The 17,062-nt window shown below is 60.6% G+C and carries 5 protein-coding genes; all 5 read left to right on the forward strand.

Annotated features, from left to right (window positions below; genetic code table 11):
• Positions 1-48 precede the first annotated feature (48 nt).
• Positions 49-9,225 (forward strand): autotransporter-associated beta strand repeat-containing protein, encoded by a 9,177-nt coding sequence (locus QSJ36_RS12045; protein ID WP_285468730.1) that lies wholly within the window; start codon positions 49-51, stop codon positions 9,223-9,225.
• 438 nt (positions 9,226-9,663) lie between these two features.
• Positions 9,664-12,222 carry a DNA topoisomerase (ATP-hydrolyzing) subunit B gene (gene gyrB, locus QSJ36_RS12050; protein ID WP_215832675.1) on the forward strand — a complete coding sequence of 853 codons (2,559 nt, stop codon included), beginning with the start codon at positions 9,664-9,666 and terminating at the stop codon, positions 12,220-12,222.
• Positions 12,223-12,245: 23 nt separating this feature from the next.
• A complete protein-coding gene (gene gyrA / locus QSJ36_RS12055; RefSeq protein WP_285468731.1) occupies positions 12,246-14,867 on the forward strand; it encodes a DNA gyrase subunit A in 2,622 nt (873 codons plus the stop codon).
• Between the two features lie 60 nt (positions 14,868-14,927).
• A complete protein-coding gene (locus tag QSJ36_RS12060) occupies positions 14,928-15,560 on the forward strand; it encodes a lactate utilization protein (protein ID WP_215832676.1) in 633 nt (210 codons plus the stop codon).
• Between the two features lie 11 nt (positions 15,561-15,571).
• Complete coding sequence (locus QSJ36_RS12065; protein ID WP_285468732.1) at positions 15,572-16,843, forward strand: peptidase U32 family protein; 1,272 nt, start codon at positions 15,572-15,574, stop codon at positions 16,841-16,843.
• Positions 16,844-17,062: the final 219 nt, after the last annotated feature.

Here is a 17,062-nt window from a genome sequence, read left to right on the forward strand (position 1 = left end):
ACGGATTATAAATCCGGGTATTACTGGTCATAATATCATTGATACAATATGAGACTTCATCTCCCCCCTTCTTTGCGTTCCGCCCTTCTTGCATCCCTGGTTTCCTTCTCCGGTTTTTACTCTTACTCCCATGCCGCCACATCGGCGGATTTCTGGCAGGCTCCCGCGTTTGGCGGTCCTGATTTTACGTGGACGGGGGCAGGGGAAGGCGATGCCGTAGATACGGCGGGCAACTGGGAAGGGGACGCCGCCCCCTCCCGCCAGGAGAATAAGGGCCCGCATTTGATTTTTAATGATGTAGACGTTACGGTTACGGGCACTCCTCCCAACACTTCGGATGGCGGCGGCATCTCCGTGACGGGGAACAGCAATGTGTCCGTTAGCCTGGGACAATGGGGCGGCAGTGTTTACGTAGGCGCCGGATCCACTCTTTCCACCACCTTCAGCAACCAGATCAAGAGCATGGAGGCAGAGGGGCACGCTAATATTTATGTGGACGGCACGCTGAACCTGACCACTCCGGGAGGCAATCTCAACTTTGACAACGGTACCGGTTCCGGCAGCCACTACTGGCACATCGGGCTTGACGGGATGATCAACCTGTCAAATACCACTACAGTGACCAAGAATGACCGGACGTGGAATGTAGAGGTAGTGGTTGCGGGCGCCATGGAAGCGCTGACGGTTACCAACCGCGAGCTGGTGGACGATGCCCTGCTGACCCGCTATTTCATGTCCACCGGGGCTGATCTGGGGGCTTCCCTGGATTCCCTTCTTATTTGGAAGCAAACCGGGGAGGACACCTATGAGGCATTGACGAGAGTCGATTCCGCCGACCAGCTGGGAGCCGGCAATTTCGTGCTTGTCTCCAACGGTTCCGGCATGTCCGTGCAGTATCAGGGAACAGGCTACAATATGGAAACGCTTGTCTGGAATTCCACTACCGGTACCTGGAGCAACACTGGAACGGGCTGGTACAAGAGTGGAGATGGAGGCAAGACGGATACTTCCTTCCTGAACAATGACTCCGTTATTTTCACGGCTGCGGAAGGGGTTAAAACCATTGCGTTGACCGGCAACATTATCGCCGGTACCGTAACGTTCCAGGACGGGACGAACTACACCTTGAACATGGGAGCCGGGGATTCCCTTCAGGCGGAAGCCCTTTCCCTCGGCAGCCAGGCGACGCTTACGCTTGGGGACGCCGCCATTACGGGGGGAACCTTCACGCTCGGCAATAATGCGGGCCTCCTCGTTTCCGAAGGGAAGACCGCAGCGATCGCTTCTTCCATCACCTTCGGCACGGGCAATACCTTCACGCTGGGGAACAACGCTTCCCTGACGCTGGGAGACGCCACGCATCTCATGGAGTCCTTCTCCTCCACCGTCATGGGCGGGACGAACTCCTCCCTTTCCGTCTGGCTCGGCAATACGGACGGGAGCGTCACCCTTTCTCCTGGATCCACGCTGAAGGACATCACCGTATATGGCAATTACGCCGCCAATACGGCCAGCCAGCCTGCGGCGGACACGCTCAACGGAGCAACCCTGCATATCGGCAACGGCGCCAATTTCATCATTCGCCCCGGAGCGGGAACGATTCGTCCTTCGGACCGCATCGTCGTTGAAGGCGGCATGTACGTCCTGATGAACCACAATGCCGCGGATACGGTCACGATCGCCTCCGACATCGTAGGAGGAGCGGGCGTCACCCAGGATAGTTCAATCACCTTCCGCCGCAGTGAAAACCTCAACCTGAATATCTCCGGCAACGTTGACTATGCAGGAACCATGCAGCTGGACCAGGCTTCCGGCGGTTACGGTCCCCGTGTAACCTTCCTGAACAATACGGTTAACCTGGGCGGCTTGGCCGTCAATTACTGCATCGGGGGCTTCACCCTCACCAATTCGCAGGCCACCATCGGAACCCTCAGCATGTCGAGCAACTGGGCGAGCAGTTCCATTCAGGTCAACTCCGGTTCCGTCGTCAACGCTACGAACGTGCGGCTCCTCAAGAACGGGACCCTTTCCATCAACACCGGCGCCGAGTTGAATGTCACGGGCACCAACAGCGACCACGGAACCGGCCGCAGCTTTATCGTGGACAACGGCAGCACCCTTACTCTTAACGGGGGGCTTCTTACCGGCTCCGCTGCGCTGAACCTCGGGTACAGCGGAACGGGGACCTTCCTTGCTTCCAGCGGCACGGCCAACCTGGGCGGCCTGGACTTCTGGGCCAATGGCAATGGAGTATTCCGCGGGAGATTCCAGTTGGGAAGCGCAACGGCCGGAACGGCCCGCGTCAACTTTGGCGGCAACATCGTTAACTTTGCCAGCGGCAGTGAAATTACGCTCGGCATGGGAACGCTGGGAGCCACGGCCAACTGGTCCGTGACCTACAATAACGAGTTCACTCCCTCCTATATCACGCTGGCGGCTTCCAACGGAAGTTATGTGGATACCCTGGACGCCGGGGACAAGACAACCGGAAGAACCATTACCTTTAATACCGGCCTGACCGGCAGCGGCAAGCTCACGAAGATCGGCGCCGGCACCCTGGTGCTCAATGGAGCTGCCAAGGTTCCGGTTCCCGCGGAAGGTGAAACCGCCGCCGTTCCTGGTTTCACCGGCACGGTGGAATTGAGGGAAGGCGCGCTGACCGTGAAGGACTCCAGCGTCATCGGGCAGGGGACCCTTCTTATCAACGGCGGCCTGACCGTAGCCGTGACTTCCGCAGACGGTTATTCCCTGGATGCCGGCTCTACGCTGGGAACCATCAATCTTGACGGGGGCACCGCTACTTTGGCGGCTGCTCTGACCCTGAACGGAGGCTCCCTGAGCTTTGGAGCCCTGAGTACGGATACCGCGGCATTAACCGTCAATTCAGTGGCGGGCACCGGCGCTACGGCTCTCCAGATAGGCCTTTCCTCCGTCACCGCCAATACGGAATATGCCCTCCTGCACGGAACGGGCATGACGGATACGTCCATGTTCACGCTCGGCGGCTCCGCGGCTGAACTTTACAAGGCTACATTCACCGTCAGCGATGATACGCTGTACGTCTCCCTGTCCGACAAGGACGGCCTGCTGAGATGGAAGAGCGGCAACTGGAACACGGACACCTCCAATACCGCCTGGGACCTTGACGGCACTCCCACGGCTTACGCCGATGGACAGACCGTGTATTTCTCCGATGGTGCGGACGTGAACAAGACTGTAACGATCGTCGGGAATGTTGCTCCGGGTAAAATTAATGTTTCCGGCACGGATTTCATTTTTGCTGGTGACGGCTCCATTACCGGGGATACGACGCTGAATCTGCTGGACGGAGCTTCCCTGACCATCAACAATGCCAACTCCTATAGCGGAAACACCGTATTGTATAACGGCAGCAAGCTCGTCGTCGGCAATGCCGGCGCGCTGGGCACAAGCACGGTTCTCCTCCAGGGCAATTCCATTCTGGAGCTGACCACGGGCACGTGGAACGGCCTGGGCACGCGCCTGAATGCCAATTCCACGGGTACGCTGAAGCTGAGCGGGAATGCCTCCGGCACGACGACGGCCGCGCTGACTGGCGTCAAATATGATGTGGGCGCGGGAACTACCCTGACGCTTTCCGCCGGAACTTACGGAAACACGATCACCGGCGCCGGTTCTCTGATATCTGCTGCCGGCACAACGGTTTTACAGGGTGATGTCAATATCACGGGAAGCTATACTTTGATGGCGGGTGCGAATGCGGCTGCTTCCTGGACGCTGGATTCCGGCGCTTCCCTGACGGCTGGAAGTTTCATCGGCCGTAATGAATACAACGGGACGACGACGCTCACTGTCAAGAAGGATGCTTTCATGAACATTACCGGCACCCTGCGGATTTCCCGTGACGGGAAGGGGGTCATGAACATTGAACAAGGCGGCATGGTCCTGGCTCAGACGCTGGATCTGGGGCAGAATTGGGCCGGAGCCGCCGCCAAGGGCGCCACCATTAATCTGAATGGCGGTTCCCTGCTTCTCGGAGCGGGAGGCATGACTGCGTCCGGCAATACCAATACGATTGTCCTGAACATGAATTCCGGGACCCTGGGAACGACGGCGGCGGAAGGCTGGTCCTCCGCCTATAACATGAATCTTGCCGGCAACGTGACGGTTGATACCCGCCAATACGATGCGGGAACCAAATCATACAATGACCAGGCTTCCACCAACATCACCCTCGGGGGCGTCCTTTCCGGCGCCGGCGGTTTGACGAAAGTCGGTTCCGGCACGCTGACCCTCTCCGGACAGAATACCTACACGGGCTTGACGAACGTCCAGGCCGGCACGCTGGCATTCACGAATGCGAACGCCATGACCCTGGGCAGCATCTCCATGGGCGCGGGCGCCAAAATGACCACGGCCTCCGCCCTGACGCTGAACAGCGGCGCTACGCTGACCTTTGACATGACTGGAGTCGTGGCAAACGGCCCGATCATCAATATCCAGGCAGGGGCCCTGGCTCTGACGGATGCCAACTGCACGCTGACCATCAACAACTATGGTGAACTGGAAGCATCCGACTACGTCCTGGCCCAGTGGGCTGCGGCGGGCAGCCTGACTACGGATTCCTTCACCTGGACGCCGGACATCACCCGGGAAGGCTTTGAATACTCCGTCGTGGTGGAAAACAACCAGCTCGTGCTGAAAGTCGTGGACGTCAGCGGAGACAACGGTTTTGTCTGGGACGGCGGAACGGACCGCAAGTGGATCAACACCAGCATTGACGGCTGGACCACCAAGCTGACGGGCGTGGACACGCTGAACGACCAGGAAATCTATTTCTCCGCTGCGGAAGCGGGTGAAGTGAAGGTCTCCGGTACCGTGACTCCCAAGAGCGTCGTCTTCAACAGCGGCACTTACACGCTGGTCAGTGATCCGGACAACGCGGGTTATATTGCGGACTCCGTTGCCCCCACTACGCTCACCGTGAACGGCACGGCCAACGTCACCCTGAACCTGGCGAATACCTACACCGGTGGCACAGTGCTCAACGGAGGCACTCTTACCATCGGAGCGGACGACGCGCTGGGTACGGCGGGTGACATTACCTTTAACGGCGGTACGCTGGCTTATGCGGACTCCGCCGCCGGTAGGGACGTGACGGGATATGACGTTTCCAGCCGCGTCAAGGTTGGAGACGGAGGCGCCCTGAACGTTTCCGTAATCGGGGCAGCGGACACTGTCTCCTGGGCCGGACTGACGGCTGACGTCATGGGCGCGGGCACCACGCTGACCAAGACGGGGGACGGCACGCTGGCGCTGGGATACTCCGGGAATACCCTGGCCCACCTCACCGTGGAAGAGGGAACGCTTGCCTTCACGGGCGGAGCGACCATCGGCGTGAACCCCAATAACGCCACCATCGTCCGCGTAAGTGAAGGCGCCTCTCTGGCCCTCTCCGGCGGAACCGTCAACCTGCACGCCCAGCTTAACGGCGCGGGCACCATCACCATTGGGACGGCGGATGCCGCGGGACAGGTCAACATCTCCAATACGGGCAATACCAATTTCACCGGCCGTCTGGAACTGCTCGGAAACGGGGAAAATATGAGTACCAATGCCAACTGGGCGGCTTTCGGCGCGGGAAATACGCTGGGAGGCGGCACCATTTTCATCGACGGCAAGGGCTTCCATTTCTCCGCGGGCACGACGGCGGCCAACTTTGAAATCGGCGCAACCCACGGCACGTTGCAGAACGGTTCTTCCGGCGCCACGTACACCTTCTCCGGTAATCTTTCCGGTTCGGGCGCATGGGGCATGTCCACGAACGTGCGGATGACCAATATCCTCACGGGCTCCCTCAAGGACTTCACGGGAACCCTGTCCACCGATGAAACCTCCGCCAACAACAGCCGCCAGGTCTGGAACTTCGGCAACGGCGGCGCGAGCGTCACGGGTGCGGGGAATGCCATCTTTGGAGACGGCGCCATCCTGGCGGGCAACACGGGGTCTGCGGACGCCGGGCTGGCCGCACAATACAACGTCAATTACAATAACGCGGAACTGGTGCTGAATGCGCTGGTGCAGGGCAACTCCAACCTGACGCATGCAGGCACGGGCACCCTGATCCTGGATCAGGCCAATACCGCTACGGGAGCCCTCGGCATCACGAATGCCGACGCCATGGTCCAGCTTGGCACGGCGGACAAGGCCGGCCAGTGGGCCGGCACCGTGCTGAACGGAGCGGGAACGCTGAAAATCGTTAACGGATCACTGACCTCCGCCATGACGCGGGGAGAAGGCGCCACCGCGGGCATCGTGGTGGACTCCGCCGCCGCCATCAACCTGGGGGGCACCAATGGCGACATGCTGAAAGGCATCACCCTGGCTGCCGGAGGCAAGCTCACCAACGTCTCCGGAGACATTACGGTGGGTGCGGGAGCTACGGAAACGCTGAACCTTACCCTGGGCGCGGACAACGTCAACCAGGGCGCGGCCGGTACGGCCATCATTGACCAGGGAGACGGCAAGCTCGTCATCAATGATTCCGCCACGGTCAATCTGGATATTGACGCCATTGTGAACACCCTCGTCGCCCACAAGGACGCCGGGGTGGAAAGCTGGCTGACGCTGACGACCGGAACGCTGGAATGCGCCAATCTGGGCGACATCCAGTTCAGCAAAATCCTTTCCAACTACGGCATCCGCGTGACGGGCACCGACGGCGGCAGCCTGGTCCTCAGCGGACAGGTCAACGGCCTTTACATGGTGGACGGCACCGCCTCCTCTGATCCCGATACGGTCACGAACTACGGAACGCTGGGCATGTACGCCGGCGTGGTGATCGCCCAGGGCAAGACGCTTACCGTCCAGTTGGCGGGAGCCCCCGGCGATACCGACGGCGACGGCGCGGTCATCAACAACCTGCTGGGCGCAACGGGAAGCACGCTGAAGGTGGAAAACACCAATGCGGACGGAGGCAACGCCGTTGTCATCCTCAACAACGAACGCCTGGAAACGGGATTGCCCGCACCGGATGATTATGCCGGGGCGGACTCCATCATGGGCGGCAGCATCGTTGGGGAAAACGGGGTCACCTTCATCAAGCAGAACACGGGCAAGCTCACGGTCAACGGCTCCTTTGTGACGGACACCCTCCGCATGGAAGGCGGCACGCTCACCCTGAACGGTGATGGCAGCAACTTCAACCATGTGGTGCTGGCAGGCACGGCGGAAGGCGTGGTTCTGGATGTCAACCGTAATACCGTCATGGGAGACCTGACGGACAGCGGCGAAGGCGCGGACCTGAACATCGGCAGCGGAGCCACCCTCACCATTAACGATGCCAGCAGCCTTTCCGCCAGCACCATCCAGGGCAGCGGCACGCTTGCCCTTCATGATACGCTTGCCCTTTCCGGAACGGCTTCCCTCCAGGGCGGCGTACTGCTGGACCTGGTAAAGAACGGCGATTCCACGGGAACGCTTGACCTTGGCTCAACCACCGGCAACACCGTTGCCGGAATCAGCGGCCAGGGAACCTTGAAGAGCAATGGCGGCGCTCTGGCCGTCAATACCGGCAATTCGGGCAGCGGTTCCGTCTTCAGCGGCACGCTGGAAGGCCGCGGGCAGCTCAACATCTCCGGCAATGCGGGGCAGACGCTTGAAAACGTCATCACCGCCGCCGGCAGCAACTGGGCCATCAACAACACGGGACGCCTCAATATCAAGATGGGCGGCACGGTAGAAGACCCGAGAGCCAATACGGCTCTTACCCTCAGCAGCCTGACGCTGGGCGACGGTTCCAGCACGAACCTCACCTTCAACACGGACTACGCCGGACCCATCATCAGCGTGACCGGGAATATCAGCATCAGCCAGGGAGCGGAAATAACCCTCAGCTCTACCGGCAAGAATGAACTGACGCTGGGCGCGGACGGCAGCTACACGCTCATGCATGCTGATGGAACCATCGACCTGGGTGGAAGCGACAGGCTGGCTATCCTGCTGGATCCCTCCTCCTCCGCCTTCAAGAAATTTGAAAACGATGCGTACCTGGTGATGGAAAACGGCAACCTCGTTCTGGTGGCTACAGCATCCAAAGACAATAAATACGCCCGTCTTGCGGATACGGTCAATTCCAGGGCCGGTGCGGAACTTCTCTGGAACCTGCCCGGCGACCTGGCCGCGGATTCCATCCTCAAGAAGGTGGATGACGCCGTAGGAGCCCTGACGTCTTCCAACCCCTCGGAAGCGAAGCGGGTGATGGCAGCCGTAGCGGGAAGCACGGTCAACGCGCTGGGAACGGCCCAGAAGGACGCCCTGCGCGACCAGATGGGCTGGATCAGGAACCGCACCACCCTCATGGGCGTCAACCCCGCCTACGTCAACGAAGACCTCCCCTACTTCCACATGTGGATGGAAGGCACGGGCTCCTACAGCAAGCTGGACACCAAGGGGGATGAAAGCGGCTACCAGCTCACCACCTGGGGCGGCACCGTGGGCATGGACGTAGACCTCAGCGACCACTTCACGATGGGAGCTGCCTTCACGGCCAACTATGGCGACCTGACGGCCAGTGCCGCGGACACGGCGGACGGTCACCTGGACAGCTACTACGCCAACCTCTTCGGGCGCTACCAGAGCAAGAGATGGGCCCACACGCTCATCCTGACAGGTGGGTGGAACGACGCGAAGCTCAACCGCACGGTCAACTACGGGGAAGGCAGCTACAGGACGCAGGGCAACACCAGCGGGTGGGGCTTTGGAGCGATGTATGAACTGACCTACGACGTGTACCTCAATGAAGACAGGAGCAGCATCCTGCAGCCCCTGGCCAACGCCTCGGTAGTGACGACGCGCATGGACGGCTACACGGAAACGGGAGCGGGGAACGCGGGCCTGAATGTAGGCAAGCAGGAATGGACGACGGGAACGGTTGCGCTGGGCGGCCGGTGGATGGGGCTCATTGGCAGCAACATCTTCGGGCGAGAAGCATTGGCTGAGTTCCGGGTGAACGCGGCCCAGGACATGGGCGACCGCCGCGGAGAAACCAATGTGGCGCTGCTGGGCAACCCCGGCTTCATGCAGAGCGTGCGTGGGACCAAGGTGGGAACGACGGCTCTGCAAATAGGAGCGGGGCTGAGCGTGCCGGTAGGAACGCAGGGAACGGTCTTCATCAACGGGAACGCGGACTTCCGTGACGGAGCCAACTCGGTGAACGGAAGCGTGGGTTACCGCTACGACTTCTAAGAGAGTTGAGAGTTAAGAGAGGAGAGTGGAGATCATCCGCTCTCCGCACCGCCAGGGCCGTTCCGGACAATGCCGGAACGGCCCTGCTGTGGAAGGAAACGGTGTCCTCCGGAGTAATAGACTGTGTGGATGGGAAGGACAGAGGAGGAGAAAGAAAATGGTGTCCATCCTGTCCATCAAGTCCATTCTGTCCACAACTCTCCCCGCGCCGCTCTCCGCCCTCCGCACGGAACGCCCTTTCCAATTCTATAAAACCGCGCAGAATGCTCCTGCACCCCCTTGTCCGCTATCTGATGTCAGAAAAAACCGGGCGGCGAGAAATAGGCCTGTTTTTATGCGATTACAGCGGGTTTTTGCGGAGGTAGCCCCCACACGCGCACGCGCGCTTTCTAACATTAGTCTTGCAAAAAATTAAGATAAGCGTAGTATATTTCAGTTATGTCCGAAGATACCAACGAGGTTGTTGAAACCACCGTTTCCACGACGGCGCAGCATGAATACGGCGCCGCGCAGATTGACAAACTGGAGGGCCTGGAGGCCGTGCGGAAGCGCCCCGGCATGTACATCGGGGACCCTGACGAGAGAGGCTTGCACCACTGCGTATTTGAAGTGCTGGACAACTCCATTGACGAGCATCTGGCCGGCTATTGCAGCAAGATTGACATTGTGATCCATGTGGACGGCTCCATTTCCGTGGTGGACAACGGGCGCGGCATTCCGGTGGATATCCACCCGAAGTTCGGCATCCCCGCCGTGGAACTGGTGCTGACCAATCTGCACGCGGGCGGCAAGTTCGGCCAGGGCGCCTACAAGTACTCCGGCGGTTTGCACGGGGTGGGCGCCAAGTGCGTGAATGCCCTGTCCGACTGGTTCAGGGCGGAAGTGCGCCGCGACGGCAAGCGCTACCAGATCAAGTTTGAACGCGGCAAGACGATCGAACCCCTCCGCGCGGTGGGCGCCTGCGCCTGTGAAATCACGGGCACCACGATCACTTTTTTCCCGGACTCCACCATTTTCACGGATACCACGGAGTTCAAATTTGACCGCCTGACGACGCGCCTGCGCGAACTGGCTTTCCTGAACCCCGGCCTGGTCATCGAGCTGATTGACGAGCGGGAGGCCCCGGTGCGCCGGGAAACCTTCTTCTATAAGGAAGGCATTGTGGAATTCGTGCGCCAGCTGGGCCGGAACAAGGAATTGATCAATGAGGAACCCATCTCCATTTCCGGCGTCCGGAAGGTGGAAGTGGAGTACGACGGCAAGAAGATGGAGGATGACGTCCTGGTGGACGTGGTGTTCCAGTACAACAATACGTATGAAACGAACATCCTCTGCTTTGCCAACTCCATTTACAACGGGGACGGCGGAACGCACCTTTCCGGTTTCCGCGGCGCCCTGACGCGCGTGATCAACGGCTACGCGAAGGCGAACGGCCTGCTGAAGGAGAAGGACCCCTCCCTGAGCGGGGAGGACGTGCGCGAAGGCCTGGTGGCGGTCATCTCCGTCAAGATGCCCAACCCGCGCTTCTCCTCCCAGACGAAGGACAAGCTGGTGAACACGGAGATTGAAGGCGTGGTGGGCAACGTCGTGTACGAGGAAATCAAGACGTACTTTGAAGAAAACCCGGCGATGGCCAAGAAGATCATCGAAAAGAGCATCACGGCCGCCCGGGCCCGTGAAGCCGCCCGCAAGGCACGCGAAACGGTCCGCAAGAGCGCCCTCTCCATCGGCGGCCTTCCCGGCAAGCTGGCGGACTGCTCCGACCGGGACCCCGCCAATTGCGAACTGTTCATTGTGGAAGGTGACTCCGCCGGCGGCTCCGCCAAGATGGGGCGCGACCGCCGCACGCAGGCCATCCTGCCCCTGCGCGGGAAGGTGCTGAACGTGGAAAAGGCCCGCCTGGACAAAGCGCTGGGGAGCAAGGAAATTCAGAACATGATCACGGCCATCGGCGCCGGGATCGGGGAAGGGGACGATGAGGCCTCCTTCAAGCTGGACCGCGTGCGCTACCACAAGATCATCATCATGACTGACGCCGACGTGGACGGCGCCCATATCCGCACCCTGCTTCTCACCTTCTTCTGCCGCCACATGCCGCAGCTTGTCCGCGCCGGGTACCTGTACATCGCGCAGGCGCCTCTGTACCGCATCATCCGCAGGAAAAAGGAGGAATACGTGCAGGATGACGTCGCCCTGAACCGCAAATTGATTGAACTGGCCGTCAATGACGTGACCCTCCGTTTCGCGGACGGTTCCCGTTCCTTCTCATCTGACGAGTTTTCCGCCATTCTGGAAACGCTGGTCAACCTCCAGCGCTACACGGAATCCATGCAGGCGCAGGGCGGCTCCCTGGAAGACCTGCTCAGCCACCGGGAGGCAAACGGGGAATTCCCGGAATTCCTGGTGAAGGTGCGCAGCGGCAATGAAGAGGAAGTCCTCTTCTTCCATGACATGGAAGCTCTCACTGCCTTTTCCGAGGAAAACAGGGACCTCTTCATCTTCGGCATGCCCACGGAAGAGGAACTGCTGGAAAATCCGCTCCCGGACCGGGAGGGCCCCAGCCGCCGTTCCATCACCCATGAACTGCATGAGGCCAAGGCCATCACGCGGGCCCTCGTACGGCTTGCGGAGCTGGGCATTCCGGGGAACATGATCGTATCCATGGATACGCCCCTGTTTGAACTGGTGGAAGGTGAGGGAGAAAAGGAAAAGGTAACGCCCCTGTTCTCCGTGATGGACATTCTGGAATCCGTCATCTCCATCGGCAAGCGCGGCGTGGAAATCACGCGATTCAAGGGCTTGGGTGAAATGGACGCCAAGGACCTGTTCAAGACGACGATGGACCCGGAACGGCGGGAGTTGCTCCGCGTCATCCTGAATGACGACAACGCCGTCAGGGCTGATGAAATGTTCACCATCCTGATGGGGGACGTGGTGGAGCCCCGCAAGAACTACATCGTGGACCACGCGCTCAACGTCCGCAACCTTGACGTTTAATTCCTACACTTTCTCCCAGAACCATGGAAAACAATAGAATCAAACCGGTGGACGTAGCCAGCGAGCTCTCCACTTCTTTCCTGGACTACTCCATGTCCGTCATCATCTCCCGCGCCCTGCCGGACGTGAGAGACGGCCTCAAGCCCTCCCAGAGGCGTATCCTGTACGCCATGAAGGAACTGAACCTGTCCCCCGGCGGGAAGACCCGCAAATGCTCCAAAATCGTGGGTGACACCATGGGTAACTACCACCCGCACGGGGACGCCGCCATTTACGGCACCCTGGTGAACATGGCCCAGGACTGGTCCATGCGGGACATCCTCGTCATCGGGCAGGGCAACTTCGGCACGCCGGACGGGGACCCCCCCGCTGCCGCCCGATACACGGAAGCCAAGCTCTCCGGCATGGGCGTGGCCCTGATGGCGGACCTGGACAAGGACACCGTGGACTTTGTTCCCACGTACGACAACGAGCACACGGAACCCACCGTGTTTCCCTCCGCCTTCCCGAACCTGTTGGTCAACGGCGGCACGGGCATTGCCGTGGGGATGGCAACCAACATGCCCCCGCACAACCTGGGGGAAGTGGTGGACGGCATCTGCGCCGTGATTGACAACCCGCTCATGACGGTGGATGAACTGCGCCAGTACATCAAGGGACCGGACTTCCCCACCGGGGGCGACGTGCTGGGCTTTTCCGGCATTGACAACTACTTCCGCACCGGGCGCGGCTCCGTGCGCATCCGCGGGAAGATAGACATGGAAATGACGGACTCCGGCAAGGACCTCCTCATCATCCGTGAAGTGCCGTACGGCGTGAACCGCGCCGCCCTCCAGGAACGCATCGCGGAACTGTACAAGGACAAGATCCTGACGGACATTTCCGGCATCCGCGACCTTTCCGACGAGAAAACCTGCATTGAAATCGAGCTCAAGCGGGACGCCCGCCCGCAGGTGGTCATGAACCAGCTTTACAAGCTCACCTCCATGGAAACCTCCTTTGCGGTGAACATGCTGGCGATTCACGACAACCGCCCCAAGACGCTCGTGATGCTGGACGCCATCAACTTCTACATCGAGCACCGCCGGGAGGTGGTCGTGCGCCGCACGCGCTACCTGCTGGGGGATGCGGAAAAGGACGCCGAACGCCTGGAAGCCTTCCTGCTGGCCCTTCACCACATGGATGACTTCATCACCATCATCCGCGACTCCAAGAACAGGGAGGAAGCCCGCGAACGCCTCCAGAACTACACCTTCTCCACGCAGACGGCGGAAAGCCTGGGCATCCTGATCCGTTCCCAGGCCTCCGTGCAGGGGGACCGCTACATCTTTACGGAACGCCAGGTAAACTCCATCCTGGACCTGCGCCTGTACCAGCTCACCGCTCTGGAAAACGACAAGATTTCCGGGGAATACGCGGAACTGCTGGTCCGGATCAAGGACTATCTGGACATCCTGGCGAACGAATCCCGCGTGCTGGGAATCGTGAAGGATGAACTCATGGCCATCAAGGACAAGTACGCCACGCCGCGCGTCACGCGCATCATTCCCTTCTCCGGGGACATGGCCATTGAAGACCTGATCCCGAACGACACGATGATCGTCACCATCACGCACAGCGGCTACATCAAGCGCACCAACTCCGCGGAATACCGCGTGCAGGCCCGTGGGGGCAAGGGCGTGAAGGCCGCCACCACCAAGGGGGCCAGAAAGGATGCGGAGGCGGACTTCATCGAGCACCTCTTCGCCGCCCAAAACCATGACTACCTGATGTTCTTCACGAACACCGGGCGCGTGTACGTGGACCGCGTGTATGAAATTGACGAAGCCGCACGCAGTGCGCAGGGCCGCAACATCAAGAACCTGCTGGACCTCCAGCCGGAGGAAGCCATCGCCGCCATCCTGCGCCTGGAACGCCGGGTGGATGAAAAAGGCAATGACATCACCTTTGCGGAAGGCAGCGGCAACGTGGTCTTCGCGACGAAGGACGGCACGGTGAAGAAAACCAGCCTGAACGACTTTGTCAACTACCGCAAGGCCGGCATCATCGCCATCAACCTGGAGGAAGGCAACACCCTGGTAAACGCTGAACTCACCACCGGGGAAAATGAAATCGTGCTCGTCACGCATGACGGCATGAGCATCCGCTTCCCGGAGGAAGCCCTCCGCACCCAGGGCCGCAACACCATCGGCGTGCGCGGCATCCGTCCGCGCGAGGGAGACTACGTGGTGGCCCTTGCCATTGTGGACCCGCAGAAAACCCTGCTGGTGGCCTCTGAAAACGGCCTTGGCAAGCGCACCTCCTTTGACGAATACCGCACGCAGGGCCGCGGCGGCACCGGCATCAAGACCATGAACTGCACGGACAAGACCGGGAAGGTGGTATCCGCCACGGTCGTTTCCGAGGAGGATGAACTGATGCTCATGACCACGGCGGGGCAGTCCGTCCGCATCAAGGTAGCCACCGTGCGCGAAACGGGCCGCGCCACCCAGGGCGTGAAGCTCATGACGCTGAACGACGGCGAAGCCATCCAGGACATCTCCATCGTCATTCCGGATGATGAAGACGAGGAAGGTGCGGAGGGAGCGGAAGACGCGGAGGCCGGGGAAGATTCCGGTGAAGCGGAAGCCCCTGCGGAAGAATAAAAACTCAAGGAACCCCGCTCCGGAATCATGCCGGAGCGGGGTTCTTCATCCGCCTTTTTTATGGAAGAAACCCTTTCCCTGCAAAAGTGCGCCGAACGCCTGGAACGGCGCGGATTCAGAAGCTTTGTAGTTCCGGGCCTGAAGGAAGCCGCAGGCGTGATGCGCGGCCTGGTACGGGAGCTTCACCCGGCGTCCGCCTCCTACGGGGACTCCATGACCTTGAAGGCCACGGGGATTCTTGACGACCTGCGGGCCAATCCGGACATTCAGTTTTATGACGGCTTTCTTCCGGACATGGACCGGGAGGAAAAATGGGAAATCCGCCGCCGCGGCATGACGGCGGACCTCTTCCTGACCGGCGTCAACGCCGTCAGCATGAAGGGAACCCTGCACTGGGTGGACATGGTGGGCAACCGCGTGGCACCCGTAGCGTTCGGCCCCCGGCACGTCATTCTGCTGGCCGGGGCCAACAAGCTGGTGGGAACGCCGGAGGAGGCGCGGGAACGCATCCGCCGCATCGCCCCGCTGAATGCCAAACGCCATGAAGACTTCAAGACGCCCTGCATGTACACGGGAGTCTGTGCGGACTGCAACTCTCCGGACCGCCTGTGCAACATCCACATGTCCATCGTCAAATGCTTCCCCAAGGGAAGGATCACCGTCATCCTGACGGAGGAATCCGGAGGACTCTGAGCCGTTCTGCCATGCCCGTTCAATCCCGGATAGAAATCATGGCCCCGGCGGGGTCGTTTGAATCCCTGGCCGCTGCGTTGCAGGGCGGGGCGGACTCCGTCTACTTCGGCGTGGGGAAGCTGAACATGCGTTCCCGGGCCACGGCCAACTTTTCAGAGGAAGACCTGCCGGAAATCGTGGCCCGCTGCCATGAGGCGGGGGCTAAGGCCTACCTGACGCTGAACATCATCGTGTATGATGAAGAGCTGGAGGCGGTGCAGGCCCTGTGCGCCGCCGCCCGGAAGGCCGGAGTGGACGCCGTCATCGCCTCCGACCTGGCGGTAATCGCCCATGCCCGCTCCATCGGGCTGGAAGTCCACATGTCCGTGCAGGCCAACGTCTGCAACATGGCCTCCGTCAGGTTCTACGCGCAGTACGCGGATGTGGTGGTGCTGGCACGGGAACTCACCCTGGCGCAAATCCGGCACATCATTGAATCCATCCGGAAGGAGGACGTGAGGGGCCCCTCCGGGGAACTGCTCCGGGTGGAAATCTTTGCCCACGGGGCGCTGTGCGTGGCCGTGTCCGGCAAATGCCACATGAGCCTGGCGGCTTACAACTCTTCCGCCAACCGGGGCGCCTGCTTCCAGAACTGCCGCCGCGCCTACCGCGTGACGGATGAGGAAACGGGCAATGAACTGGTGATAGACAACAAATACGTGATGTCCCCCCGGGACCTGTGCACCGTTCCGGTGCTGGACCAGCTTCTGGACGCGGGCGTCTCCGTGCTGAAGCTGGAGGGGCGCGGCCGCTCCTCGGATTACGTCAGAACGGTCACCTCCGTGTACCGGGAGGCCGCCCAGGCATGCCTGGACGGAACCTTTTCCGCAGCCAGGGCGGAAGCGTGGATGAAGCGGCTGGAATCCGTCTTCAACCGGGGATTCTGGCAGGGCGGATATTACCTGGGCGTGAAATGGGGGGAATGGAGCGGTTCCGCCAACAGCCGCGCCGCCCTGCTTAAAATCCACATTGCCAAGGTGGAAAACTTTTATAAGAAGAACGGGGTGGCGGCCCTTTACCTGGAAGCCGGCGGCTTGTCCGCGGGGCAGACCATCCTCATTGCAGGCCCCACCACGGGAGCCGTCCGCGTGGAAGTGGAATCCATGCGGCGGGAGACGGCGGCGGGCATGGAACCCGTGGACGCCGCGCAAAAAGGGGAAACCGTCTATCTGGCGGTTCCGGAACAGGTGCGCCGCCGGGACAAGGTGTACCTGCTGCGCCCCCGCACGCTGGAAGACTCCTGAACTTCCTATTCCGCAGGAATGTAACAACAAGGCCGCCGGAAGAAAGGCAAACGGCTGTTCCCTCTTTCTCCGGCGCTTGTTTTTCCCGGATGCCGGGGATGAACGGAGAAATGCCGCTGCTCATGCTCCCGTTCCCTGTCCGGAAAGACGTTAATTCCCGTCGTCAGGCAGTTGGAGCAATGGAGGAATGAATTCAGGCCTGCCATGAAAAAAATCCTG

The organism is Akkermansia sp. NBRC 115031, from assembly GCF_030268505.1.
Classification (GTDB): Bacteria; Verrucomicrobiota; Verrucomicrobiia; order Verrucomicrobiales; family Akkermansiaceae; genus Akkermansia; species Akkermansia massiliensis.

Excerpts from the sequence above, each read along its gene's own strand:
- QSJ36_RS12045 (WP_285468730.1), top strand. The coding sequence starts at position 49 with ATGAGACTTCATCTCCCCCCTTCTTTGCGTTCCGCCCTTCTTGCATCC.
- gyrB (WP_215832675.1), top strand. The coding sequence starts at position 9,664 with ATGTCCGAAGATACCAACGAGGTTGTTGAAACCACCGTTTCCACGACG.
- gyrA (WP_285468731.1), top strand. The coding sequence starts at position 12,246 with ATGGAAAACAATAGAATCAAACCGGTGGACGTAGCCAGCGAGCTCTCC.
- QSJ36_RS12060 (WP_215832676.1), top strand. The coding sequence starts at position 14,928 with ATGGAAGAAACCCTTTCCCTGCAAAAGTGCGCCGAACGCCTGGAACGG.
- QSJ36_RS12065 (WP_285468732.1), top strand. The coding sequence starts at position 15,572 with ATGCCCGTTCAATCCCGGATAGAAATCATGGCCCCGGCGGGGTCGTTT.